This window comes from Geomonas edaphica (assembly GCF_004917075.1).
GTDB lineage: Bacteria > Desulfobacterota > Desulfuromonadia > Geobacterales > Geobacteraceae > Geomonas > Geomonas edaphica.
This window is the reverse complement of the sequence record NZ_SSYB01000001.1, coordinates 277,426-303,655: the sequence shown is the minus strand read 5'-3', so window position 1 is coordinate 303,655 and position 26,230 is coordinate 277,426. Positions and strand designations below refer to the sequence as shown.

The 26,230-nt window shown below is 58.8% G+C and carries 23 protein-coding genes; 13 read left to right on the top strand and 10 right to left on the bottom strand.

All coding sequences use genetic code 11. The features are described 5' to 3' along the window. The 10 genes from E8K79_RS01265 to E8K79_RS01220 form a co-directional block, all read right to left on the bottom strand. Positions 1–963, bottom strand: a complete 963-nt coding sequence (locus tag E8K79_RS01265; RefSeq protein WP_136513115.1) for a type II secretion system F family protein — start codon at positions 961–963, stop codon at positions 1–3. Between the two features lie 12 nt (positions 964–975). Next, on the bottom strand, positions 976–2,280 hold the full coding sequence (locus E8K79_RS01260; RefSeq protein WP_136513114.1) for a CpaF family protein: 1,305 nt from the start codon (positions 2,278–2,280) through the stop codon (positions 976–978). Positions 2,281–2,328: 48 nt separating this feature from the next. Continuing rightward, complete coding sequence (locus tag E8K79_RS01255; RefSeq protein WP_136513113.1) at positions 2,329–3,456, bottom strand: response regulator; 1,128 nt, start codon at positions 3,454–3,456, stop codon at positions 2,329–2,331. Between the two features lie 24 nt (positions 3,457–3,480). Then, a complete protein-coding gene (locus E8K79_RS01250) occupies positions 3,481–4,539 on the bottom strand; it encodes a pilus assembly protein TadG-related protein (protein WP_136513112.1) in 1,059 nt (352 codons plus the stop codon). Further along, on the bottom strand, positions 4,518–5,972 hold the full coding sequence (locus tag E8K79_RS01245; protein ID WP_136513111.1) for a type II and III secretion system protein family protein: 1,455 nt from the start codon (positions 5,970–5,972) through the stop codon (positions 4,518–4,520). Before E8K79_RS01245 ends, E8K79_RS01250 begins: the two co-directional genes overlap by 22 nt. 35 nt (positions 5,973–6,007) lie before the next feature. Then, the gene (gene cpaB / locus E8K79_RS01240) at positions 6,008–6,919 is read right to left on the bottom strand and encodes a Flp pilus assembly protein CpaB (protein ID WP_136513110.1); all 912 of its coding nucleotides are present in this window, start codon (positions 6,917–6,919) and stop codon (positions 6,008–6,010) included. Positions 6,920–6,945: 26 nt separating this feature from the next. Further along, positions 6,946–7,437 carry a TadE/TadG family type IV pilus assembly protein gene (locus E8K79_RS01235; protein ID WP_136513109.1) on the bottom strand — a complete coding sequence of 164 codons (492 nt, stop codon included), beginning with the start codon at positions 7,435–7,437 and terminating at the stop codon, positions 6,946–6,948. 170 nt (positions 7,438–7,607) lie between these two features. Next, entirely contained in the window at positions 7,608–7,805 is a 198-nt protein-coding gene (locus E8K79_RS01230) for a Flp family type IVb pilin (protein ID WP_246043662.1), read from the bottom strand. A gap of 73 nt (positions 7,806–7,878) precedes the next feature. Beyond that, entirely contained in the window at positions 7,879–8,073 is a 195-nt protein-coding gene (locus E8K79_RS01225; RefSeq protein WP_136513108.1) for a Flp family type IVb pilin, read from the bottom strand. Between the two features lie 362 nt (positions 8,074–8,435). Continuing rightward, positions 8,436–9,920, bottom strand: a complete 1,485-nt coding sequence (locus tag E8K79_RS01220) for a sigma-54 interaction domain-containing protein (protein WP_136513107.1) — start codon at positions 9,918–9,920, stop codon at positions 8,436–8,438. 189 nt (positions 9,921–10,109) lie between these two features. On the opposite strand from E8K79_RS01220, the gene E8K79_RS01215 reads away from it, so the two are divergent. The 13 genes from E8K79_RS01215 (at position 10,110) to E8K79_RS01160 (ending at position 26,216) form a co-directional block, all read left to right on the top strand. After that, on the top strand, positions 10,110–11,519 hold the full coding sequence (locus E8K79_RS01215; protein ID WP_136513106.1) for an ATP-binding protein: 1,410 nt from the start codon (positions 10,110–10,112) through the stop codon (positions 11,517–11,519). Continuing rightward, entirely contained in the window at positions 11,486–11,863 is a 378-nt protein-coding gene (locus tag E8K79_RS01210; RefSeq protein WP_136513105.1) for a hypothetical protein, read from the top strand. The genes E8K79_RS01215 and E8K79_RS01210 overlap by 34 nt, the downstream gene beginning before the upstream one ends. Before the next feature lie 306 nt (positions 11,864–12,169). Beyond that, positions 12,170–12,805 (top strand): DUF4255 domain-containing protein, encoded by a 636-nt coding sequence (locus E8K79_RS01205; RefSeq protein ID WP_136513104.1) that lies wholly within the window; start codon positions 12,170–12,172, stop codon positions 12,803–12,805. Between the two features lie 51 nt (positions 12,806–12,856). Next, positions 12,857–14,293, top strand: a complete 1,437-nt coding sequence (locus tag E8K79_RS01200; RefSeq protein WP_136513103.1) for a phage tail sheath family protein — start codon at positions 12,857–12,859, stop codon at positions 14,291–14,293. Positions 14,294–14,419: 126 nt separating this feature from the next. Then, complete coding sequence (locus E8K79_RS01195; RefSeq protein ID WP_129126110.1) at positions 14,420–14,857, top strand: phage tail protein; 438 nt, start codon at positions 14,420–14,422, stop codon at positions 14,855–14,857. A 10-nt stretch (positions 14,858–14,867) separates the two neighbouring features. After that, complete coding sequence (locus E8K79_RS01190) at positions 14,868–15,305, top strand: phage tail protein (RefSeq protein WP_135869794.1); 438 nt, start codon at positions 14,868–14,870, stop codon at positions 15,303–15,305. Positions 15,306–15,470: 165 nt separating this feature from the next. Then, a complete protein-coding gene (locus E8K79_RS21195; protein WP_198419411.1) occupies positions 15,471–15,626 on the top strand; it encodes a DUF5908 family protein in 156 nt (51 codons plus the stop codon). Then, positions 15,626–16,333 carry a CIS tube protein gene (locus tag E8K79_RS01185; protein WP_136513102.1) on the top strand — a complete coding sequence of 236 codons (708 nt, stop codon included), beginning with the start codon at positions 15,626–15,628 and terminating at the stop codon, positions 16,331–16,333. Before E8K79_RS21195 ends, E8K79_RS01185 begins: the two co-directional genes overlap by 1 nt. Next, a complete protein-coding gene (vgrG, locus tag E8K79_RS01180; RefSeq protein ID WP_136513101.1) occupies positions 16,330–18,099 on the top strand; it encodes a type VI secretion system tip protein VgrG in 1,770 nt (589 codons plus the stop codon). Before E8K79_RS01185 ends, vgrG begins: the two co-directional genes overlap by 4 nt. A 241-nt stretch (positions 18,100–18,340) precedes the next feature. Beyond that, positions 18,341–18,610: a PAAR domain-containing protein gene (locus E8K79_RS01175; RefSeq protein WP_136513100.1), complete on the top strand. Its 270-nt coding sequence runs from the start codon at positions 18,341–18,343 to the stop codon at positions 18,608–18,610. Between the two features lie 2 nt (positions 18,611–18,612). Next, complete coding sequence (locus tag E8K79_RS01170) at positions 18,613–19,056, top strand: GPW/gp25 family protein (protein ID WP_136513099.1); 444 nt, start codon at positions 18,613–18,615, stop codon at positions 19,054–19,056. Between the two features lie 6 nt (positions 19,057–19,062). After that, a complete protein-coding gene (locus E8K79_RS01165) occupies positions 19,063–22,779 on the top strand; it encodes a baseplate J/gp47 family protein (protein WP_136513098.1) in 3,717 nt (1,238 codons plus the stop codon). Continuing rightward, complete coding sequence (locus tag E8K79_RS01160; protein WP_136513097.1) at positions 22,776–26,216, top strand: hypothetical protein; 3,441 nt, start codon at positions 22,776–22,778, stop codon at positions 26,214–26,216. The genes E8K79_RS01165 and E8K79_RS01160 overlap by 4 nt, the downstream gene beginning before the upstream one ends. Positions 26,217–26,230 lie beyond the last annotated feature (14 nt).

The window sequence follows — 26,230 nt, the reverse complement described above, 5'->3', positions numbered from 1 at the left end:
TTAGATCCTGATCCTAATGATCTTCCTGATCACGAAGAAGCCTACCAACTGCAGGATGACGGCGACCCCCAGCACGTAAAGTCCGCGGGTTTCCTTATATAGTACCGATTCGTATTTCGGGTTCAGGATGTTGAAAACGATAAAGGTAAAGATAGGTAGAGCGCCGAGCACGTACCCGGTCATGCGACCTTGCGCTGTGTACACTCGGACCTGTCTCCTTATCTTCAGTCTTTCACGGATAGTAAGAGCCAGGTTGTCGAGGATATCGGAGAGATTGCCGCCAACATCGTTGTTGATGGCGATCGCCGTGGTGAAAAAGCGAAGATCGAGGCTGTCGATCCTCTCATTTAGATTACTCAAAGTCTCGGTTATCCTGAGCCCCAGAAGCTGCTGATCGTAGGCGGTCTTGAAGAGTTCTCCGACAGGGTCCTGGATCTCCTCACCCACCAATTGAATGCCGCTGGTGAAGGAGTGGCCCGCCCGCAGCGACCGAGAAATCATGGTGAGCGCATCGGGAAACAACTCGGTGAATTTCTCCAGGCGCTGGGTGATCTTGTGATGCAGGAAGGCGAAAGGCAAAAGCGAGACGACAAAGCCGCAAACGAGAGCGCTCAGAAAGGATTTGGACAGCAGCAGAATCAGGACGAATGAAAAAGCACTTGCGGACACCGCAATGATAAGAAAGCGCGAGGAGGTGATTTCAAGTCCCGCATGATCGAGCTTCTTATCCAGGTCACGCGTGAGCGGCAGCGACCCTAAGAGCTTGTCCAGTGGAGGGATCTCCCTTATGATTTCCGCGCGCAGATCCTCCGACATCCCCTGGGAGTCGGAGGATTTAGCCAAGCGCTGCAAACGTCTCTTCAACTGGTATTTGGGCGAGGTCCTTACCGTGGATACCCCGAGGTACACCGCGAAAAACAGGAAGAACACTGCGATGAAGGTTATGACAACTATGGCCAGCACTTATCCTTCCTCCTAGTTCTCGAAGATGCCCTGCGGCAATTCGAAACCGTAAACCCTAAAGCGCTCTGCGAACATCGGCCTTACACCGGTCGCACGGTAATTGCCGATGACCCTCCCCTCCTGGTCAATCCCCTTCTGGTCGAAAACGAATATGTCATGCATAACGACGGTGTTTCCCTCCATGCCCGTTATCTCGGAGAGTTTAACCACCTTTCTCGTTCCGTCGGAAAACCGGACGAGTTGCACGACAACGTTCAGTGCTGATGCCACCTGTTCGCGTATTGCCCGCTCTGGGAGATCCATGCCAGCCATGAGCACCATGGTTTCGATACGGGCCAGCGCGTCCCTCGTGGTGTTGGCGTGGACCGTGGAGATCGAGCCGTCGTGGCCGGTGTTCATCGCCTGGAGCATGTCCAGCGCCTCGCCACCGCGGATCTCGCCCAAGATGATGCGGTCAGGCCGCATCCTCAAGGCGTTGCGGACCAGGTCACGCTGAGTCACCTCTCCCCTCCCCTCTATGTTTGGAGGGCGCGTCTCCAGCCGGACCACGTGCTCCTGCTTCAGGTGAAGCTCCGCGGAGTCCTCAATGGTCACCACGCGCTCATCGTGCGGGATGTACTCGGAGAGTACGTTCAGCATGGTAGTTTTACCGGTGCCGGTGCCGCCGGAAACGAGGATGTTCAACCGCGTCCTGACCGCCCCCTCGAGGAGCTTCTCCATTCGGTGATCGAGAGTTCCCAGGTTGATGAGATCGCTCATCCTGAGCGGATCCTGCCCAAAACGGCGGATGGAAAGCACTGGCCCATCAAGGGCAAGCGGCGGGATGATGGCGTTGACACGAGAGCCGTCGGGAAGCCTGGCGTCAACATAAGGAGAGGACTCATCTATACGCCGCCCCACTTTTGAAACGATGCGTTCGATGATCTGCAACAGGTGCGCGTTATCCTTGAAACAGACCTCGCTTTTTACCAACTTGCCGAAGCGCTCTACGTACACCTGCGAGCTTTTATTGACCAGGATATCAGAGACATTTGGGTCGGCGAGAAGCGGCTCCAGCGGTCCCAAGCCGAAGGTCTCATGTTGTATCTCAACGATGAGTCTGTCGCGTTCGAACTGATTTAGCGGGACCCCCTCCTCAATGATCAGGTTCTCTATGACAAAGCCGATCTCACGGTTTAGTTCGTTACTTCCTAAGAGGTCGAGCTTCGCTAGATCCAGCCGCTCTATAAGACGACGATGAATGCGACTTTTCAGATCCTGAAAAAATTCCTGGTCCTTCATGGCCCCAGGTAAGCGAAAAGGGTCGTTGGGTGTCATTGGTACCCCTTGTTTTAACGTAGGTGTAATGATTGAGACTGCCTGTGATTAAGGCTTTGACACCAGTCCAGCTAGATTCAATATGGCCTTGCTGACCGGTGATCCTGGCGCCAACTTGACCACGGGCATCCCCTTGTTTATGGAATTGACTACATCAATGTACTCGTTGGGTATGGTCTGAAACACCGTATGCCCAAGCACCTTCTCGGCATCTTTCACCTGAATATCCGCCTTGGGAAGGTAGCGGTTCACCACTAGTTTCAGCCGGTCCTTGCGCAGCCCTTTTCTTTCCATGGCGGAGAGATAGCGCTTGCTGTTCTTAATTGCGGGAAGGCTAAGCGCCGTGGTGAACAGGATCAGGTTTGATGATTCGAAGATCGCCATATTGCAGCCTGCAAGTGGCCCGCCACAGTCGACAATGACATAGGTGAATACGCTGCGTAGAAATTCAAGGATGCGATGCACCTGTTCCGGAGTTATGGAGATGGCGTCGTCCACCTCGTTCGGTTCGGTGAGAACGAATGGTCCTGAGGAATGCCTGGTCATGACCGACATGAGGAAATTGGCATCCAGGCGATCCAGATTGCTGGTGACGCTACTGAGTGTGTAAGTGGGATTAACATCGAGAAAAGTGCTTATGTCGCCTGAGTAAAGGTTAAGGTCGACCAAGGCGACCCTGGTCCCTTCTGAGGCAAGGCTAGCAGCGAGATTCACCGCGATCGTGGTGGTTCCCACACCTCCTGTCGGGTAGTAGACAGAAAAGATCCTTCCCCGGGGGGTGTCTTCGGTGCCTTTGGCGAAGAGGAAGCGTCCCACCTTCTGCAACGCCTGTTTTAGTTCCTCCTGGGTGATGGGGCGCAGCATATACTCCACCGCACCGGCGCGCATCAGCGACAGGATCCAGTCGGAACTCTTCTCAGCGGCGCTCACGATCACTGAGGTCCTCGGGAACTTTGCGCAGATGTGTTGCACCTCCCGCATACCATTTTGTATGTCGTCTACCTCCAGCATGACGACGTTCGGCGACGACTTCTCGATCATCCTAAGGCCATCGGTGAAATTGCTCGCCGAGCCGACGATCCCTATAGTTTCTGAAAATGGGCGCAGGGTTGCTTCAATCGCGTTTCGGGCGGAGTGATCGCTGTCTATGATGACCAGGGTGATGAGTGGCTGCATGAAACAATCCTTTTGAGCACAGTGCTATTTGACCAGCACGGGCGATTTACCCATGAGAGATGGATCTCCACAAGGTAAGCATTGTAGTTTGCTGAAAGTGACCCCCGGTGATGCCCCCTTTTCCACATTCACGATCCAGGCGACGGCATACTGACTCAGGGGATACGGTATGGGCTGATCGCCGGGTGGACACGAAGGAACAGTCGCCCCGTACTTATCAACGCCAGGCGCGACGATAGGAACGATGACCTCCCATTTGCCATCGGCGTCTTTTTGTACAGTGAACTCCTGCTTTAACTCCTGAACGGCTTCGCCAACCCCGTTGTTGGTGTAGATTCCCTTGTTGCATACGTCCGGGGGGTGCAGTTCCTGGTGTATGTACTTGGCGATGTCGCTTTGAGGACCTAGGTCGGTCGCCGGAGAGGAAAAGGAGAAATCGGTCCACCCGACGGTGAACTCAGGCGGAGGGGCGGTGGCTCCAGATTGCTTGAAGTAGAACTTAACGGGTGCTTCCACAGTCGGCGGTGTGGGCATGGTGCACGGCGTCTCGCAAAGGGCGATCGGGATGGTGGGCCGGGGCGGCCGCATGGCGATGGCCTCAGCAACAGCTGCCATCTCGCCCCACCCCTGCCCTCCCCCAGGCAGCAAGGAAAAGATCTTGCCGAAAAACAGTTGTACCTGCCCCTGTTCGGCGGCTGTCGCGCCGGCTACCGTCCTGCGCGCCAGGACCCGGACTGCGTTAACAGGCGTTCTTGCCGTTGAGAATGGCGGCGAGGCGTTTGCAGTCCAATTGCCGATACTCACGTCTCCCTCAGTAACAGTAACAGCATCTCCGGCCGCATTATTCCTGGCCGCGAATTCGATTGCCTTTTGTTTAACAGATGCGCTGTCCGTGAGGTTCATTGCGGCGCCAGCAAGAGCAGCGGCATCAGCTGCGTTTTGAAGCTGCCCCTTTGTGACGTACATGTATCCAATATCCACCGCTAGACTTACAAAGCCGACCAACACGACGATCATTAGCGCGACGTAGACAAGAGCGAACCCGCGTGCATCCTTTTTTTTCACTCGCCTAAAGGCATCCATGACAATTCCCTCTCCTGCTCCGGAGTAAGCTTCTTGTCGGTCGGCAGTTCGGTCCTTACTCCCGGCGCCGTAGGTTTTACGATCTTTGGTGTGATGAAGAAGACAAGTTCCTTTTCTTTGATGTCCTTGCTGCTGGAGCGGAACAAAGCACCCAGAATCGGGATGTCTCCTAGCAGTGGGATCTTGGACATGTTCTTGATCTCTTCCTCCTGAAGCAGTCCGGCAAGGACCAGGCTCTCGCCGTCTTTAAGCTCGACGCTCGTGTCCACGTTTCTCGTATCGATGATGGGATACCCGTTGACAGGCAGATATCCCTGAATGCTGCTCACTTCGGCCGGGTTGATCTTTAACGAAATCATCCCGTTTTCCATGACTTCTGGTTTGAATTTAAGTTTTATGCCAACCGTCTCGTACCTGATGGTCGTTGCCGCGGTGCCATTGGAGCTTTCAACTACGCTGAGAGGTATCTTGGTCCCAGCCAGGAAGTTCCCCTCCTGGTTGCTTTTAACCAGCAGGTTCGGTTCAGCTAGCACCTTGGCTAACCCTTTAGAGTTCAAAGCCTGGAGCACCGCACCAATACCGGCAGGGAAATACGAGACCCCCGCTTGGAAAGACCCAAGTGAAGCAAGATCCCCTATCGCAGAAGAGGTTCCAGTAAGAGTTCCGTCAGGCCCGGCGACGAGGTTGGAGTATCCCTCAGCGGTGCTTCCTTTGACCAGGAAGCTGATCCCGAGTTTTCTGAGTGATGTCTTGTCGACCTGGGCGACCTTGACCTGCAAAAGCACCTGCTGAGGCTCGTTCACGGTGATGTTGTTGATCACCTTGGCAGCATATGCCTTTGCGACCTCGACCGCCTTGGCCCTAGTCTGATCGTTCGCGACATTTCCTGAAAGGACGACGGTGTCGTTTGCGTACTGAACCTCGATGGAGTCGTTGGGGGCCATTTCTTTCAGCTGGTTCTGGATGGCCTCCCGGTCTCCTACCACCCTGAGGTCGAAAAAGGTCGCCACTGGTCGCTCATCCCCATCGGCCTTGGTCCAAATGATCATACTGGTGCTGCCGATGCTGATTCCATCCAATTTGAGTACATATTCCGAGAGGATTTCCGGTACCACGAACTTGTTTGTATTTCCCGGATCGGCCTCGGAGCTTCTCTTTCGAGCCGCCCCAGCCGGGACGACGTTGGAAGGATCAGTAGTGCCCGGCTTCGCCGCAGCGACGGTCTCCGCGACGTCCTTCTCCTTGTCCTCCTTACGGGTGTTGGACAAGGTAACCAGCACGATCCTCTTGTTCTGGCTCTTGAAGTCCACCAGGATGCTCTTGTAAAGCCCAACCTCCAGAGGCACGCCGGCGTGAGCCGCGGATACGCACGCACATACCACCAACAACGCCCAGACCAGCAAATGCAGTTGTTTTTTCAGGACAATTATCATCAAAGCACCTCATTCGTGAGCTATGTGGTCTGCCGTTACTGAAGGACGAATTCCTTGGTAGTGCGCACGCCGCCGTCGATTAGGGTCACGGTGTGGCTAGAGCGGACAGTCGGCGCCGGCGCCTTGGCTTTCGGTGCGACTGCCACGCTTTTCTTACGCACCGCCCTTTTGACCGCAGTCTTTGCTTGTGCGGGCTCAGCAGCGGGCATGTATGAGGCCGGCGGGGGGGTGCCCGAAAGCACCCGTGCGATGGTGGCGCCGCGTGCGTCAGTCGGTCCCACATCGGCTATGTTTCTGAGGAGCAGTTGGAGTGAACCGCGGCTGCTGCCGAGAACGATTTTCTCCGAATCGTCTGGTGTGAGGTCGAGAGTGACGGTAGGAACCACAACCGGCTTCCCTTCCTTTTGGTCGGTGATCTGCCCTGTAGCAAGAACCGGCACGTTCTGAAGGATTATTTTGCTGATCTTCTCTTTCTCTGTTCCGGGGATCGGGGTGGTGAGGACTACATCGACGCGGTCATTTGGGGTAATAAAGCCAGCCACCCCAGCAACCTCGTTCACCGCGACTGTCACGGCTCGGTGCCCAAGCGGAATAATGTAGGTCATGAAACCCGAGCCGGGTACCCCTGCCCTGGGCTTCAACTTCTGCTCGGTAACGGCGTCTCCACGGGAAATAGGGCGGATGGCGACGCGACCGACAAGGGATTTGATGTCAGAGGAACTGCCAGGTGGAATGGTATCTTTCGGCCAGGAAGTAACCTTGAGCTGAGGCTCGCTAATGGCACTACCTATGGGGATGTCGGTGGACGCCACGACGATACTTTGCGGCTGCACCGCCTTGGTCCTGTTAGTCTCGCCTTGCAAGTAACTGAAGGTGAGCCAGGCTGCAATCCCTGCGAAAACAAGAGCAAGAATCGCCACAACGATTACTGCCTTGGGGCGTGTCATAGCACCTCCTGAAGAAGATCAGCAAACTATTCATAACGCATCGAGGCTTCCCCATGGATGATGTTGGTGATAGGGATGAGATTGGGAAGGATAGCCTCGTATTTGTCCCAAGTTAGTTGGATCTTTACGCTGTCACCGGCGCTAAGCCCCGTAGGATTGGCCAGATCAGCATATGAAACGTTGACGACGACTTCGGCTTTAGGTATGCCGTTATAGAGAGACTGGCAGAGGGTCTTGTAGACTACTCCGTTTCCAGGAGACGCAACAAACTCAGCGTTACTGTTATCAGCACAGATAAGGGTATGGGTGGTGTCGGAAGTGGCCATACCGTCTGGATGAGTCGAAGCGTCGTACTTCGGAGTTACGACCGCGGCTCTAGCTGCGGCCCTGGCTGCATTGTTCAGGGTGTTCTTCAGGTACATGTATCTTCCGAATTCGAACAGCCCCATGATTAACAAGATAAGAATAGGAAGTATTATAGCTGTCTCGACAATCGCCTGTCCTCTTTGATCTTTCATTGTTTTTTCCTAAAAATAAAAAATCAAGATTTAGTCTACATTGGTAATCTTTTAAGCAGCCGATGTCAAGAAAATCTAACACAAAAAAAAGAGAATCAAAGCGTACAAAAGATTAAATATCTTTCATAGACTTCGATTCTCCTTTTCCTCACCTTGATAGCTTAAACCGATTACTTATTCATCGCGTCGCTGACATTTTTAAAGACATTGTTTGTTTTCGCGCCCAAAGTGGTCATGATGGCGATTACCACCACAGCGATGAGCACGAGAATGAGGGCGTATTCGACCAACCCTTGGCCCTTTTGATTTTTCAGGGAAGTGAACCCGGTGAGCAGGCGAACGTACAGCATATTGATCCAATCTGTCATAACACGTCTCCTTTTTTGTTTTATACGGCGCTAACATATAGTTGGCGAGATGCCGCGGAATAACGGTATCGAGTCACTTGCCGACGTTTGGCACTGTGGCGTTGATCAACTCGTACGTATTGCCGAGCTGTTGCCCTAAGACGGCAACTATGGCGATGATAACCACCGTTATCAGAACAAGCAGCAACGCATACTCAACAAGCCCCTGCCCACTGCTGTCAAACCGAATGCGCGTCCTGGCAAACTCTTTGAGGTTGACTACTGGCATAAATCTCCGGGGTCACGCGCGGCTGTCGGTTTGGGTTAACTTGTAAATCAGTTATTAAATTAAGTCAACTTGGTACGCTAAAATAATAAAATTATTTTTTTATAATTACTCTGTATACGATTGATATTTCATTAAATACGTTTAAGACAGTTCTGCAATTATTAGATTCAGTATATCCTGAGCACATTGTGTGCCGCCACTGCAGCGCAACGGACCAATCCGCCGTAAGTAACTGTTATCAAGAAGTTTTACAGAGCGGTTGGATTTCCAGCTCTAAAGAATGACCAGGCGGGTGTAAGCGAACTGTAACGGAAAAGTGTAAAGAAAGTGTAAAGCAGTTGTAAACAGGCCCGGCGGCGTCCTTACTTCGCGTCATCCTTCTTTATGCCGTATTTCTTTATAAGGGCGTACATGCTCGGCCTGCTTATCTGAAGTTGGCGTGCGGCCCTTGCGACGACATAGTCATTTTGCTCAAGCGCACGAAGGACGCTCTCTCGCCTGGACTCGGCACGGGAAGGCCCCGGCCGCGTATCAGGTGAAGGATGCGCAGCGGCATAGTGAAAATCCTCTTCCAGCTCCATGCACGCAGGCTCGATGAGCCCGTCGCTGGCCATCAGGAACCCCCTGCGCACCTTGTTTTCAAGTTCCCTCACGTTACCCGGCCATCGGTGCTGACGTATCGCCTCTACGGAAGCGGCGGAAAAATCGATGCGCCGGTTTTCGGCAGCGGCAAATCTCTCCAGGAAATGCCTGGCCAAGCGGACCTTATCCTCGCCTCTCTCCCTAAGCGGGGGGAGCTTGATGGTAAAGGAGTTCAGGCGGTAGTAGAGATCGGCCCTGAAGCCCCCCTCGACCATCGCCTTCTGCAGGTCGCGGTTGGTCGCGGCGACGATCCTCACATCGATCTTTCTGGAGCCGGAGCCGCCGACCCTTTCGATGAGCCTGTCTTCGAGAAAGCGCAGAAGCTTCGCCTGGAGCGTAGCGGGGATGTCGCCGATCTCGTCGAGGAAGAGCGTGCCGCCATCGGCGGCCTCGAAGCGCCCCTTTTTCGTGGCGTAGGCTCCCGTGAACGCACCCTTCTCGTAACCGAAAAGCTCCGCCTCAAGCAGGGTTTCAGGAATGGCGGCGCAGTTGACCGCAACGAACGGCCCACCCCTGCGCGCGCTCAGGTCGTGCAGGGCCTTTGCCGTCAGTTCCTTCCCGGTGCCGCTTTCGCCAAGAAGAAGGACGCTCATCTCGGTCGGGGCAACCTTGCGGATCATCGCGAAGACGGCGAGCATCCCCTCCGAAATGCCTATGAATTCGCTGTCGGGAGAGCGATGTTTGATCTTCAGCAGCTTGGAATCCACGAAGTCGATGATCTTGTCGATGTGCTCGAGGTTAAGCCGATTCAGGCGGATGTTGAGGCGCTGCGCGAAGGTGTTCTCGATGTGCCGTTCCAGGTAGCTGTCCTTACCGAAATTGAGGTACAGGTTGCATCTGTCGCAGGAACCTTCACGGGAATCGTCAGGGTGGCCGCAATACGGGCAATCATCACTCGGCGCGAGCTTCCCCTTGATGTGTTGCCAAAGCGCCTGCATGGTTTTCTTGTCGGAATAGAAAATACGGATGGCGGCGCCGTTTTCGCTCCGTCGCACCAACCTGGCCCGCAGTTCCACCTCCCCTGCTCCCGGCAGTATCGGCCGGATAGCGAAGAGCTCGGGGAGCTGGGTGGTGAGACCGGACACCAAAGCCCCGCTGAGGCTTAGCTCCTTGATGGTCACCGTTTCGCAGTGGCGCTCATCCCTCGAGATGTATTGGACGACAGAGTCCAGGTTAGTCCGGACTCTCACATCGAGTCTGCCCATATGGTCCCCGCACGGTCTCACTGTATCAGGTGGACGCAAGCGTTAAAATATGTCAATATATCACTTGGCTTTTGTGTACCCCGTTAAGTCAGCAACCAGCCGTTCCAGTCTCACACCCTTTACATATAGCGGATTTGATCTAGAATTCTACCCGTCGACACGGAATTATTCCTACATTTGAGGACACCAATGCTAGTACTCGGCGAAAAATTGCTTAAGGAAAACGTGATAACGAAGGCTCAGCTTGATGCGGGGATAGAGAGACAGCGCCACTACGGCGGGAGACTGGGGCAGAACCTCATCGCGCTCGGCTTTGTGACCGAGAGAGACATCAAGAAGCTATACCAGAAGGACCCCCCTCCCCCACGCACCGTAGAAGATACCGGGCTCGACCTCTCCTTCATCGCCGACCTGATCACGAAGCACATCCTCTTCATGGGGGAGTTCCGGATGGCCGACGTGGTCGAACGGGTGAAGCTCCCCCTCTCCGTGGTAGGGGCGGTGCTGGAAGTGCTGAAGCGGGAGCGCCTGGTCGAGATCAAGGGGGCCACAAGCTACGCCTCCGCGACCTACACCTTCAAGATCACCGAGCTCGGGCAGAAGAGGAGTTCCGAGCTCATGGAGCTCTGCCGGTACGCCGGGCCGGCACCGGTATCCATCGAGGATTACCGGAACATGGTGGAACTGCAGACGATAAGGTCGGTGGCGATAAACGACGCCAGCCTGCGGCAAGGCTTCTCCCATCTCGTGTGCAGCGAGGACCTCTTCAAACGCCTGGGGCCCGCCGTCACCTCTGGTAAGACGGTCTTCATCTACGGACCTCCAGGCAACGGCAAGACCGCCATTGCCGAGGCGATCGGGCATGTGCCGGAGGACCTCGTGTACGTCCCTTACGCCATCGACATCGGCGGGCAGATCATCACCGTGTACGACCCGGTGAACCACATGCCGGTAGTGCCGGTCCTGCCGCAGGAAAGCGTCGACCAGCGCTGGGTCCTCGTGCGCCGGCCGGTGGTCATGGTTGGGGGCGAGCTCACCATGAGGATGCTCGACCTGGACTTCAACATCATCTCGAAGTACTACGAGGCATCGCTGCAGTTGAAGGCAAACAACGGCATCTTCATCCTTGACGACTTCGGCAGACAGCAAGTGGAGCCGAGGCAGATCCTGAACCGCTGGATCGTCCCCCTCGATCGCAACATCGACTTCATGACGCTGCACACGGGTATGAAGTTCGTCGTCCCCTTCGACATGCTGGTCCTCTTCGCCACGAACCTCGACCCGAACAGCCTTCTGGACGAGGCGTTCCTGCGCAGGATCAGGTACAAGGTCGCCATCGACCGCCCCACAATGGAGCAGTTTCAGCTCATATTCAAAATGGTATGCCAGGGCGCCGACGTCCCGTACGACCAGGCGGTGTTCGATTATCTGATGAACGAGTGCTACCCGAGGTATGGGGCGGTTCCGAATGCCTGCCACCCACGGGACCTCATCGAGCAGATCGTGGTGGAATCGCGATACAACAGCGTCCCGGCGAGGCTCACCCGGGAAAACATCGACATGGCATGCGCCAACTACTTCGTCAGAGGGGACAGCTAGGCGGCGTCAGGCTCGAATCGCAAACGCCGACCGAGCGTTATCGGGTCGGCATCGGGCTTAGAAGCATACGGCGCCGCCGCAAGATGCTCTGGATCGTCATCGCGATCTACTTCCCCCAGGTCTGGCTGACCATCGAGTGCAGCGGTTCCAACACTGCCCTCGCCATCGTCTTCACCGTGTGGTTCATCATGCTCTGGAACTGCGTGATGCTGGTCGCCTTCGCCAGATGCCCGAGCTGCGATAACTATTTCCACATCAAGTCCTTCTTCCCCACCTACCACAAGCGCCACTGCCTGCACTGCGGGCTCTCCCTGCGCGCAGACCTCGATTCCGAGTCCATCTGAAATTCCTGCCGAAGCAAATCCCCCCCGTCCCCCCTTCGCAAAGGGGGGAGCTTTAAGGCTACCGTTCTCAGCAGTGCCCTCCACCAAAAGCTGACTCCATTTTTTTGTCGGTGTAGTTGACATCTTCTGGAGCCGCGCTATTTTTAACCAATCCTAATTATTTTATTCAAATTTAACTTCTCATTACCACGTCGGCACCTGCGTCCGTACTTGTCGGGACGCGCGCCGCCCTGACAATAGGACACCAAAGGCAGCAGAATTTTAGTGTATTTCAATCCGGAAGCGCACGGCGCAGCGAGAGAAGCCATGATATCCCACGCCCTCACCATCATAATGAACGAACTGAACAAACATCTTCATGATGTGTACAACATGAGCGACGGCGTGAACCTTGGCAACGTATCCGACATCTTTGCCTCAGGCGGTGGAAGCGGCAGCGTCTCGCGCGACAAGCTCTACATCTCGGCAGTGAACGTGAAAGAGGAGAAGACGCTTAAGAACGTTCCCAACTACGTGCGCAACGAGGCGACGCTAAAGGCAACCTACGAGAACCCGCCGGTATTCCTGAACTTCCTGCTCCTGATGACGGCAACGCACAGCGACTACGTGAATGCCCTTTCGATACTCTCCCGCGTAATCCGGTACTTCCAATTCAGAAACGTTTTCACTGAGACGAGCGTCGATCCATCTTCCATCACCACTTCCAGCGTGCCGATCAACCCGCTCGACCAGTTACAGAGCTTCAAGCTGATCCTCGACATATACTCACCGACCCTGGAAGAGGTGAACCATCTATGGGGGACGCTCGGAGGCAAACAGTACCCGTTCGTACTCTACATCATGCGCATGCTCGACCTGAAGTTCGCTTTCGTGGAAAAGGAAGAGAGCCTGATCCTTGAGATCGTACGCAACATACACCACAAACCGGCGGTAACGGTATAACGGCTGGCGCTTCAAGCACAAAGCCTCTCACGTAAAAAGGAGGAAGCACCCATGGCCACACTGTACAAGACACCGGGAGTTTACATCGAAGAGATACCCAAGTTTCCTCCTTCCGTGGCCCCGGTAGAAACTGCGATTCCCGCTTTCATCGGCTACACGGAAAAGGCGGAGGACGTGACACCCGGGGACCTAACCCTGAAACCGACGCGCATCTCCTCGCTGGTCGAGTACGACAAGTACTTCGGCGGACCTCAGAAGGAGCAGGACATCAACGTCGACGTGCAGGAAACCCAGGTAAACAGCGTCACGGTCGATTTGAAGTCAACCGCAACCGTGGCGGAGAACGCGCGCTCCAAGCACATCATGTACTACGCGATGCAGATGTTCTTCGCCAACGGCGGAGGCCCCTGCTACATCGTCTCGGTGGGCGCCTACAAGGCGACTTTCGGCGGTGCGCTGGTCGAGACCGAACTGAAGGCGGGGCTGGACACCCTGGCGAAAAAGGACGAACCGACCCTTATCATCTTCCCCGAGGCCCAGAGTCTTTCCATCGCCGACTTCAAGGCGCTGCACGACGCGGCCCTGGCGCAATGCGCCGACCTCAAGGACCGCTTCGTGATCATGGACCTGCACGGTGACTCCATCTCGCTCTCGGATCCCGGTGGGAACCTCTTGAACGCAGTGAACAACTTCCGCTCCAGCGGCATCGGTGTGAACAACCTGAAGTACGGAGCGGTGTACGCGCCGAACATCGACACCATCCTCGATTTCGCTTACGACGATACCGCGGTGGACGTAACCATCACCACGAACGGTACGGCGGCTGCGCCGGTGAAACTGGACACCCTGAAGGGTGGTAACAACAGGGTCTACGAGCAGGCGAAGGCTGCAATCACCGACATGGCCTGCAGGCTGCCGCCTTCCACGACCATGGCCGGGATTTACGCGGCGGTGGACAACAGCCGCGGCGTCTGGAAGGCGCCCGCCAACGTGAGCGTGAACTCGGTGATCCAGCCGACCATCGAATTCTCCAACGTGGAACAGGACCAGATGAACGTCGACCCAGTGGCGGGAAAATCGGTCAACGCGATCCGCGCCTTCACCGGCAAGGGGACCCTGGTCTGGGGGGCGCGTACCCTCGCCGGCAACGACAACGAATGGCGCTACGTGAACGTGCGCCGGCTCTTCAATTTCGTGGAGGAGTCGGTCAAGCGTGCCACCGAGCCCTTCGTTTTCGAGGCGAACGACGCCAACACCTGGGTCCGTGTGCAGGGGATGGTGGAGAACTTCCTCACCGTGATCTGGCGCCAAGGGGCGCTGCAGGGGATTAAACCGGAGCATGCTTTTTTTGTGGCGGTGGGACTCGGCAAGACCATGACAGCGATCGACATCCTGGAGGGGCGCATGATCGTCGAGGTGGGACTCGCCGCCGTGCGCCCCGCCGAATTCATCATCTTCCGGTTCTCGCACAAGATGGCGGAATCCTGATCCTCCTCCCCCCGGAGGGGGGAGGTCGGGAGGGGGGAAGGAAGCCGGGTGCCGACGCTGCGCGCCCCTCCCTGCCCTCCCCCTCCGGGGGCGGGAACATGAGTTCAACATAGAAAGGAGAAAGACATGGCGCAAGAGTACCCACTACCGCGGTTTCATTTCCAGGTCGACTGGGGCGGGGCGAAGATCAGCTTCACCGAGGTCACCGGGCTCGTCATGGAGCGGGAAAAGATCGAGTACCGCCACAGCGACAGCAGGGATTTCAACAAGATCGCCATGCCGGGCCTGGTTAAGAACAACAACCTCACCCTGAAGCGCGGCAAGTTCGAGAAGGACTTCGACTACAACACATGGCTCGAGGCGGTTGCCAACGAGCGGGTCGAAGGGCGGCGCGACATCATCATCAGGCTTTTGAACGAGAAGCACGAACCGGTGGCGGCCTGGACCGCGACCCGCTGCTTCCCGGTCAAGGTCACCGCCCCGGATCTGAAGTCGGACGCGAACGAGGCTGCCATAGAGACCCTCGAGGTCGCCCACGAGGGGCTGAAGCTGATGAAGGTCTAGGGGTGCCGCCATGGTGGACTACTATCCCCCCTGGGCCTTCTACTTCCGGGTCGAGTTCGGCATCAGCAAGAACAAGGACGACGTCCGATTCCAGATGGTCTCCGGGCTGTCGGTCGAGTACGACACGGAGGAGTACAAGGAGGGGGGCGAAAACCGCTTCACCCACAAGCTCCCCGTGCGCACGAAGTACGCCGACCTGGTGTTGAAACGCGGCATGCTGACCGATTCCGAGGTGATCAAGTGGTTCTTGCGGGCCTTCCGGGACCGGCAGTTCGAGCCCACCGACCTGAACGTCATCCTGATGAATGAAAAAGGTGAACCGTTAAAGACGTGGCAGGTATCGCACGCCATACCGAGGAAGTGGCAGGTGAGCGACCTGAACTCCGGCGAGAATGCCCTGGTGATCGAGACGCTGGAGCTTACCTATCGGTATTTCACCGTGGCGTAGCGGAAAGTCCGTCCAGCTGTGTCCCATGTTAAATGGGAGGCCTTCAAGCTCCCCCCTTCGCAAAGGGGGGAACGCTAGGGCAGATTCAGCGCGTTGTGGACACTGTTACTGTACGTCCACCTGCATTCGGAAAGACATTGCAGGGACTAAGTGCCGGAGCAATTCATGCCCATCGAGATCAAGGAACTGCACATACGGGTCGCGTTGACCACCTCCCCTGCCCCGCCCCCTTCTGCGGGAGGCGGCGCGGAACGGGACGCGATCGTGAGCGAGTGCATCGAACAGGTGCTGCAGATCCTGGAAAACAAGGCGGAACGCTGATGGCGGACAACGGCAAACTGGAAAAAGTCCTGATCCTCGCCTTCGACACCTCGGAGGACGCTGAGCGCGGCAGCAAGGCCGAGGCGAAGGAGAGCTTCGAGGCGCTCATCAACCCTGAGAGTTACACGCTTGACTACAAGGTGAAGACCTCGGACGGCCAGGGGCAGGGAACCAGTGGCGCCCAGGCGAAATACGAATTTACCCTACCCGAGGAACTCACCTTCGAGTTTCTTTTCGACAACTCAGGCATCATCGACGGCAAGCCTAAGAAGGAAGGGGTGCAGAAGGACGTCGACCGGCTGCGCAAGATGCTGACCGGCTACCAAGGAAAATCCCACGAGCCGTACCACCTTAAGCTGGTCTGGGGAAGCCTCGTCTTCACCGGTCGCACCACGGAACTTTCCCTGACGCACAAGATGTTCAACACGGACGGACAGCCGATACGCTCCGTCGCCAAGGTTAAGTTCAAGAAGAGCATCGAGGAGAAGAAACGCGCCAGGAAGGAGGACAAGTCATCTCCGGACCTGACCCACAAGCGCACCGTGAAGGCGGGCGACACCCTGCCGCTTCTCTGCTACCTGGCCTACGGCGACACGAGGTACTACCTGCAGGTGGCACAGGTGAACGGGCTCGACAACTTCAGGAAGCTTACGCCTAACACGAGCATCCTCTTCCCCCCCATCAGCAAGAAAGGCGCCGACACGTGAGCACAGAATCGACCATACCCACTCCCGCCACGCCGGACGTATGCACGGTCGAACTGCTCATGGACGGGGCGGCGGTGCCGGGGGAATACCACGTGATGTCGGTGGCGGTCCGCAAAGAGGTAAACCGCATCCCGACCGCGACGATCCGGATCCGCGACGGCGAGGCGGCCAAGGCGACTTTCAACGCCAGCAATGCAGACCTCTTCCTCCCGGGGAAGAAGATAGAGATCAAGCTGGGTTACCGTTCACAGAACGACACCGTCTTCAAGGGGGTCGTGATCAGGCACGGCATCAGCGTGCGCAAAAGCGGCAGCCTCCTCACCGTCGAGTGCCGGGACGAGGCGGTGAAGATGAGCGCGGGGCTTAAGAGCCGCTACTTCGTGGACATGAAGGACAGCGACGTCATTGAGCAGATCATCGACACCTACAAGCTCGGAAAAGAGGTCGATGCCACCAAGCCGGACCTGAAGGAAGTCACGCAGTACAACTCGACCGACTGGGATTTCCTGTTGCTTCGGGCCGAGGCGAATGGGCTCGTGGTCATTGCGAGCGACGGCAAGGTGACCGTAACGGCTCCCGGCACCGGTGCCGCCCCGGTCCTCACCGTCGGCTTCGGCTCCACACTCTTGGAACTCGACGCCGACATAGACGCACGCAGGCAGAGCAAGGGGATTGTGGCGAAAAGCTGGGATGCATCGGAGCAGAAGGTCCTGGAGGCGGAAGCCAGGGAACCCGCCGCTTCTTCCAGTGGGAACCTGAAACCCGCCGATCTCGCAGCCATCCTGGGGAGCGATCCGCACGTGTTACGACACGGCGGCAAATTGGGACAGCCTGAGTTGCAGGCTTGGGCGGACGGGAGACTACGGACCGAGCGACTCGCGCAGGTGCGGGGCCGGGCGAGGTTTCAGGGCTTCGCCGCCGTCGCCCCGGGCAAGGTAATCGAGATCACCGGCGTAGGGGAGCGATTCCAGGGAAAAGTGTACGTCTCCGGCGTGCGCCACCAGGTGGACAACGGCAACTGGGAAACCGACGTGCAGTTCGGCCTGTGCACCGAGACCTTCGCCGAAAGCTTTGAAGTGAGGCCCGTTCCCGCCGCGGGGCTCATACCGGGGGTGACCGGGCTGCAGATGGGTGTGGTCACCGTATTGGAAAAGGACCCGCAAGGAGAGGACCGCATCAAGGTGCGACTGCCGCTCGTCAGTAAGGCCGAAGAAGGGCTCTGGGCGCGGCTCGCCACCCTCGACGCGGGGAAGGAGCGCGGCACCTTCTTCAGGCCCGAGATCGGCGACGAGGTCGTGGTCGGCTTTCTCTGGGACGACCCACGCCACCCGGTGGTCCTGGGGATGTGCCACAGCTCCGCGAAGCCCGCGCCTGAGGCGGCCAAGGACAAGAACCACCGCAAGGGGTACGTAAGCCGCTCCAAGATGAAGTTCACCTTCGACGACGAGAAGAAGTCGGTGCAGATGGAGACCCCCAAGGGGAACCGGCTGACGCTCTCCGAGGACAAAAAGGGCGTGGTGATACAGGACCAGAACGGCAACAAGATCACCATGGACGACCAGGGTGTGCGGATTGAAAGTGCCAAGGACCTCACCCTGAAGGCGGCCAAGAACCTGAAGATCGAGTGCGGCTCCAATCTTGATTTAAGTGCCCAAGCCGCGCTGAAGGCAGCCGGTGCCTCGAGCGCCGAGGTGTCCGGCGCGAGCACGACAATAAAAGGAAGCGCGAAGACCGTGATCCAGGGGGGGATTGTGCAGATCAATTAAGGGATATCTGCCCTACCACTTGCGACCAAAGAGCAAATCCCCCCCCTTCGCAAAGGGGGGGACGCTGGGGCATGTGCAGCGCTTCTTAGGTAGCATTCCCCCTTGGCAAAAGTTCACAGAATAATTCCTGGGACCCAGTGATGTGCTCACTCGGAGACCAAAAGATGAGGCATTACGTTCTCCCCTTTGCGAAGGGGGGACAGGTGGGATTTGCCTTCGTCAGATGTAAGGAGCCCAAAAAATGCTTCCTGCCGCACGCATCACGGATCTCATCGTCAGCACGGCCACGCAGGGGGTGCCGACGCCGATCATACCGCCGGGGGCGCCGACCGTGCTCATCGGCGGACTTCCCGCAGCACGCTTGGGTGACTCCTGTGGCGCGGACGCCATCATCAAAGGCTCGGCCACGGTGATGATCGGCGGACTGCCTGCGGCACGCATGTCCGACTCAACCGCAGGCGGCGGACTCATCCTCCCCCCCTGCGCCCTCACCGTGCTGATCGGAGGCTAACCATGAACCTCGACTTCCTGGGCCGCGGCTGGTCCTTTCCTCCCGATTTCGACAAGTCTCTCCCCGGCGTCGCCATGCTGGAACACGAGGCGGACATCGTCGCAAGCCTGCAGACCTTGCTCAGCACCTCCCAGGGGGAGCGCGCCATGCTCCCGCAGTACGGCTGCAATCTGGACGACCTGGTCTTCGAAAACCTCGACACCGGCACCAAGGCGCTCATGGCGGACAAGATCGAGACGGCGATCCTCTACCACGAGCCGCGCATAGAGCTCGAGAGCATCAACCTGGACGACACCCGGGAACTCGAGGGAGTCGTCCTCATCGAGGTGGTCTACCGGGTCAAGACGACCAACTCGCGCTTCAATTTCGTCTTCCCCTACTACAGGCTGGAAGGAACCGACCTCGATCTCGGGATGACGGTGAACCTCCTGCCGGAAAACGACTAGGACGATATGCCTAAATCCGCCGACTGCAAACAGAACAGGGATGCACTGAAGCCGCTCCGGGAAGGAACGAGCCAGGACCAGCGCCTCGCCCTCCCCCTCGACCCGAACTTCGCACCGGTGGACCAGCGCGACGTGGCGCACGGTATGGTCTTCGCGCAGGCCTACGCCTCCTTCCTCAACTACTTCAACGCCAACAACGTGAAAGACGGCGACTGGACCCCTTTTTACGGCACCGACGTCTCGGTGCAGCTGGCACTCACAGCGGTGCAGGACGTGGAATTCTACCGCGGCAGGATCAAGGAGGTCCTCGACTTTCTGAAGGATCTGGGTTTCGGCTCGGACGAAACCAAGGCGAAGGATTATCTCGGCTACCTCTTCAGCAGCGTGGGGAGCCTCGCGCGACAGTTAGACCGGCTGAAGGATGCGCTCCCACAGGATCTCGCCCTGAAGGGGATGCTGCGGGGCCTCATCGTGAACCAGCTCGCTCCGGCGCTGTACCGGCTCATCTCCTACTACAAGGCGGATCTCGCCGTGACGCCCGACTCGGATCGCCTGATCGCGGACCTGCAGCCGGGACTGGAGCTGTTCGGCACCCAGACCGTCCCCTTCAGCACCGTCTTCAATTCCGGTTTGGGCAAGGAGTGGATCACCGATGCCTCCCCCGACTGGGCGAGCTACACCGGTGGCATCGCCGCGGACGCCTCGGTGTATGGGAGCGGCATCGAGCCGTTCCAAAGGATCAACCACATCGCGACGCACAACATGTTCACCTCGGTCCTCGATCAATTCCTGAAAAGTTACGCGAGGGTGGCGAACGAGGGTAAACAGGCGCTGGAGAAAACCCTGACCGACCGTGACGACCACCAGCCCCATTACGCGCTGTTTCTCGCCTTTCTGCGCCTCTTCGCCTACGCACGCGATGCGGCAAATACGCTCACCGCGCGCCATCTCGACTTCTATTACCGGGAAATCCTGCGCCTGAAGGAGAAGCCGGCCCGCCCGGGACAGGTGCACCTCCTGGCTGAGCTTGCACGCCAGGTGGAAGATCGGCTTTTCCCGGAGGGTGAACTATTCAAGGCGGGGAAGGATGCCCAGGGAAAGGACGCCTTCTACGCAAACGATGCCGATTTCGTGGCGAACCAGGCCAAGGTGACCGAGCTTAAGACCGTGTACCGTCACGGCTCGGAAAAGGTGGGACTCCTGAGCCCCAGCGGCGTGGATCAGGGGCGTCTCTTTGCCTCACCGGTCGCAAACTCCGCCGACGGCAAGGGAGCGGAGCTCACCAGCGAGGACAAGTCCTGGCACCCATTCCACAACAAGCGCTACCAGGATGGCTCGCTTGCCGTTATCGACATGTCCCGCGCCGAAACAGGTTTCGCCGTCGCCTCGCACTACCTCTTCCTGGCCCAGGGAAGCCGCACCATCACGGTGACCTTTCAGCAGCCGACACCGGTTTCCGGGGACTTCACGGCCGACGTCATCTGCTCCTTCACCACGAAAAAGGGATGGCTCGACAAGTCCCCCCTCTCCTTCAGCCAGGTGACTGGGGGGCTCAGGGTGGTGGTCGCGCTCACCGGCGCCGATCCCGCGGTCATTCCGTACCTCCCGGAAACGCACGGCTACAACTTCGACACATCTCTCCCGGTCCTCATGGTCAGACTCAGGCACCGCGACGACGCGAGGTTCAGGTACGAAAACCTCGAGGACGTGACCATCACCGGCTTGGAGCTGACCGTCGAGGTGCAGGATCTGAAGGGAGCAGCGCTCGCAAACGACTTCGGTCCGGTGGACGCCTCGAAGCCCTTCCAGCCCTTCGGACCTTCGCCGTTGGCGAACAGCGCCTTTATCATCGGCTCGAAGGAGCTTTTCCAGAAGAAGCTGACCAGCGCCACGCTGCACCTCACCTGGCAGGGTACGCCTGCACCCTACGGCGGCAAGACGGTCAACGCGGTGACCGAATACCTCCAGGGGGGGCGCTGGCACCCGTATCTGACCACGGTGCAGACCTCGGTGACGGACTCGAGCTTCACCCTGCTTGGGAACCCGCAATCCTCAGACGCTCCCCCCTACCTGGATGCACCCGATCCGACCGAGGACGAGCAATTCACAACCGGTTCTAGAAACGGCTTCGTCCGCCTGAGGCTCGACGACGATTTCGGGCAGGCGAGCTACGAGCAGGCGCTTATCGACTACATCAAGCGGGTGACCGACGCCGACCCGAACAACGACGGCACGAGGCCCATGCCGCCGACGGGACCATTCGTCACCGAACTCACCCTCGATTACGCGGCGACACAGACCATCCCCCTCGACAAGGCGGACCTGGACCTGTTCGCCGGGCGCCCGGCACGCTTCTTCAACCTGGCCCCTTTCGGCACCGCCGAGCAGCACCCTTACCTCAAGGCGAGCGTCCCATCGGCGGACGCAGCCATTTACCTTTTGCCCCAGTTCAAGCATCAAAACCGGGACGACCAAAAGCTTCCGCAGGGGCAAAAGGTGAAGCACGAGGCTGAGTTCTACATCGGCATCAGCGATCTGCTACCACCCCGTAATCTCGCCCTCCTCTTCCAGGTGGTGGACGGCAGCGCCGATCCCCTCTCGGTGAAACCAAAGCCGCACATCGAGTGGAGTTACCTTAGGCAAAACGAGTGGGTGCCTTTCGCAAAGGACGGGGTGGACGACCGCACAGCCGAACTGATCGACTCGGGCATCGTCACCTTTGCCGTACCGCGCGAGGCGTCGGCAGACAACAGCGTGCTCCCCGCCGGGATGCACTGGCTGCGCGCGGCGGTGGCGGAAAACGCGGACTCGGTCTGCCGCCTGATCATGGTTGCGGCGCAGGCGCTCAGGGCGACCTTCGCAGACCGCGGCAACGACCCAGCCTTTCCGGCGACGCCCCTCCCCGCCGGGACCATCTCGAAGCTAGACCAGCCGGACGCCGCCGTGAAGGGGATCACCCAGCCCTTCCCCGGGTTCGGAGGACGCGGCAAGGAGTCCCCCGGGGACTTCTACACGCGCATTTCGGAGAGGCTCAGGCACAAGGACCGCGCCATCGCGCAGTGGGACTACGAGCACCTGATCCTTGAAGCGTTCCCTCAGGTCTACCGGGTCAAATGCCTGAACCACACCCAGTACGAGCCGGACGCAAGCGGCACCGGGATCTACCGGGAACTGGCGCCGGGACACGTCACCGTGGTCGCCATACCTAACCAGCGCTTCACGCACCTGCGCGATCCCCTGCGTCCCTACACGAGCCTTGGGCTCTTAGAAGAGATCGCCGGTTTTGTTGAAGCGCGCACCTCCTGTTTCGTCAAGCTCCACGTCAAGAACCCGCAGTTTGAGGAGGTGCGCGTCGACTGCAAGGTGCGCCTGCACCCAGGCCTCGACCAGTCCTTTTACGGGCAGAAGATCTCGGAGGCGATCACCCGGTTTCTTTCCCCGTGGGCGTTCCCCGGCGGCGGGAGTCCCACCTTCGGAGGTGTGGTGCGCAAGTCGGTTCTGATTAACTTCCTGGAGGATCTAACGTACGTAGACTGCGTCACAGATTTCCGCCTCTTCCACACCTACCAAGACGAACATGACCTGCGAAGGACGGTGGAGGTGAACGAGGCGGCCGGTTCCAAGGCGGTATCGGTCCTCGTCTCAGCCAGAAAGCACACCGTCGCCTTCATCGATCCCGCCGGGGTGTCCGTCCCCGCCGAGGTGTGCAGGTGCGCGGTATGAGCCGACTCTCCGCCACCATAGCGAAACAGCCGCAGCTTCCCCCCGTCCAGGATTTTTTCCGCCTGCGCCGTGAGGGGATCGCCTTCATCGAGCAGATGGCGAGCGCCGTCTGGACCGACTACAACGAGAGCGATTCCGGCATCGCCATCCACGAGGCCCTCTGCTACGCCCTCACCGACCTCGGCTACCGCACCGGCTGGGACATAAAGGACATCCTGGCACCCACCGTCCCGTCCGGCGACCCAGCGCACCCCTTTCCGAACCAACCCTTTTTCACGGCGCGCAACATCCTCACCGCCAACCCGTGGACGGAAAAGGACTTCCGCCGACTGTTGATCGACCTGGAGCCGGTGCGCAACGCCTGGATCATCTGCAAGGAGTGCGCGTGCGACACGAGTTACTGGGCCTGGTGCGACGAGGAGGATGGACTTACCCTCTCCTACCTTCCGCCCGAGCCCGGAGGGCGCGGCATTATCGCTCGGGGTGGTGCGGGTCGACATCACGCGGTTCAAGTCTGGCCGCTTGGGCTGTACGAGGCGCTCCTGGAACTGGAGGAGGATCTGGACGCCGGGGATCTGAACGACAGGAAGATCGAGGCAACCGCGGTGCTGAGCGGAGCGGCGGCAAGCGCCCCGGTCGTGCTAGAGCTCCGTTTCCCGGAGGTGTCGCTTGCCGACCGGGATCAGTGGGAGCTCTTCTTGGACAGCGACGACGCCTTCGACGGGAAAAGCGGCGCCTCCGTCAACCTCAAGCTGCTCCGCTTCGGGGCGACCAGGAACTACGATCTGCTGAGCGACCCGCATCTCGACGAGCAGGGACGCGACGAGTACCTGAGGCGCCACTGGCGCACCATCTTCTACGCGACCTTCGAGGTCGAGATCCTTCCTTCCGGGGCGAAGATCGTGTTGCAGGATGCGGCGCTCCGCCTGCTCGGGGTGAGTGCCGTGCGGGACGCCGCCACGGTCGCGGCACTGAAAGCGATACTTGAGGACAAGACCTCTAATGGACTGATCCAGCGGTACCGGCGCAAGGAAACGCTTAAGGCCTCCGCCATCGATCTAGCCCGGGAAGAGCTGATCACGCACCGCAACCTGGACGAGGACTTCTGCCGGGTAGGCGTCATCGGCATCGAGGAGGTGGCGGCCTGCGCCGATGTCGAGGTGACGCCGGACGCCGACATCGAACTGGTCCAGGCGCGCATTTGGTTCGAGATCGAGCGCTACTTCAACCCGCCCATCCCCTTCTACACCCTCCAGGAACTCCTGGACCGGGGAGTGCCGGTGGAAGATATCTTCAACGGCCCGGAGCTCGCGAGCGGCTTCTTGAGCGACGAGGACCTAGAGGCGGCTTCGCTTAAGAGCGCACTCTGCGTCTCCGACCTCATCAACCGGCTCATGGACATCGATGGGGTAGTCGCCGTGAACCAGTTGCAGCTCACCAAGTACGACGCAGAGGGGAACCCGGTCCGTGGCGCCTACGACCCGATCTTCGGCAGCGACGGCAAACCGATCTTCGACCCGAACAAGGCGAGCGCCTCCTGGCTCCTCTACCTGTTGCCGCAGCACCAGCCGAGGTTGTACAGAAACGCATCTCGCTTTCTCTTTTACAAGAACGGGCTTCCCTTCCTCCCGAGGATGGACGAGGCGCTGGACACGCTCACGCGCCTGCGCGGCGAGGCGGAGCGCTCAGCAATCCGCGGTGCGATGAACGACCTCCCGATCCCGACCGGGAAATACCGGAACCCGGACCGGTACTTCCCGGTGCAGTACAGCTTCCCGCTCACCTACGGCGTCGGTCCAGACCAGCTCCCCACCACGGCCTCGGCCCGGCGCAGGGCGCAGTCGCGCCAGATGAAGGCCTACCTGATGGTGTTCGAGCAGATCCTCGCCGACGCCTTCACACAGCTCGCCCACACCGCCGATCTCTTCTCCCTCGACACCGCGGTGAGCCGGACCTACTTCGCCGCCGAGCTTTCCGATGCCGTGATCCAGGGTTACTCAGAGCTCGTGACCGGCCTCAGCAAGACGCTGCTGGATGCGATGCTGGAGACGCCGGAGGAATTCAGGGAGCGGCGCAACCGGTTCCTGGACCACCTGCTCGCCCGCTTCGGCGAAGACTTCAGCGCATACGGCCTGCTGCTCGCGAAGGTCCTCGGGCAGGACATCGCCCTGGACCAGTTGATAAAGGACAAGATCGCCTTCCTTTCGGACTACCCGCGGATCAGCCACGACCGCGCCAGGGCCTTCGATTACCGGCACGACCCGTGCGGCGCGGACAACCAGCCGGGCATCAGGCGTCGCATCTCCCTGCTTCTAGGCTACCCGGAACTCGACAAGCGGATGATCGTGGTGGAGCACCTGCTGCTCCGCCCGAAGTTCCCTGGGGACGCCCTCTACCCCGCCTGCACCGACGGGGCCTGCAACACCTGCGGCGCCGAAGATCCCTACTCCTTCCGGCTCACCTTCGTCATGCCCGGCTGGCTTGATCCCTTCCATGCCGATCTTGAGATGCGCGGCTACGCGGACCGGGTGATCCGCGATGAGGTCCCATCGCACCTCGTCGCCAAGATCTGCTGGGTGGGAAACGACGGCTACGTCGAGGACCCGTGCGATCCGGTGCTCGGGCGGCTCGCGGCACTTTTGGAGCGCGAGGGGCGCAAGGCTGACGGTCTTTCGCCCGGCGAGGAGGAGGCCTGCGCCTGCGCCATCGCCATTCACAAGGAGTTCGCCCAGGTGTTCCTGCTCTGGTACCAGGAGAACGCGAAGAAGCACTTCCACGCGGACGCCCTGAAGATGGAACTGGAACTCACGTTCGGCGACAAGGTCAAGCCTGAGGAGATCGCCTGCGGCGTGGCGCTTCTTTTCGAGCTGTGGACCCAGGTTTTGGCAGAGGAAGTTGAACACTTCGGGCAAATCGCCCTTTACGGGCTGCAGTACGAGCGTTTCCAGGCGGCTTGGTGCGACTGGCTCGCGGCCAACGCCGGCTTCGACTGGACCGAGGAGCGCCTGGAAGAAAGGGTGGAGGCTGTCCTCACGCGGAACCTCCTGTCACCGGGCGAGACGGTGAATCGAAGCGGCGCCAACCTTTGCCACTGCGCCCGGGGCATCCTGACCGGCTTCGGGATGGAGTTCTACCAATGGATGGACGGCCTCTTCCGCTCCGGGAGTTTCACGCCCGATGCACAGCTCCCAACCTTCCCCATCGATCTCGGGCAGGCGTGCCCGGGCGTTTCGTTCCAGGCGGGGACGACGGAAAGGATACGCGCCCTGCTCGAGGAGAGGTACCACGCCTACCGCGAGGTCTCCTACCTTCTGCGCGTGGTGCTCGACCTGCTGGGCGCATTGAGCAACAGCTATCCCCCCGCGACGCTGCACGACTGCGACGAGGGCAACGACAAAAACCCGGTACGTCTGGGTACAACGGCTCTAGGAAACTGATCGAGGTGCTCCGC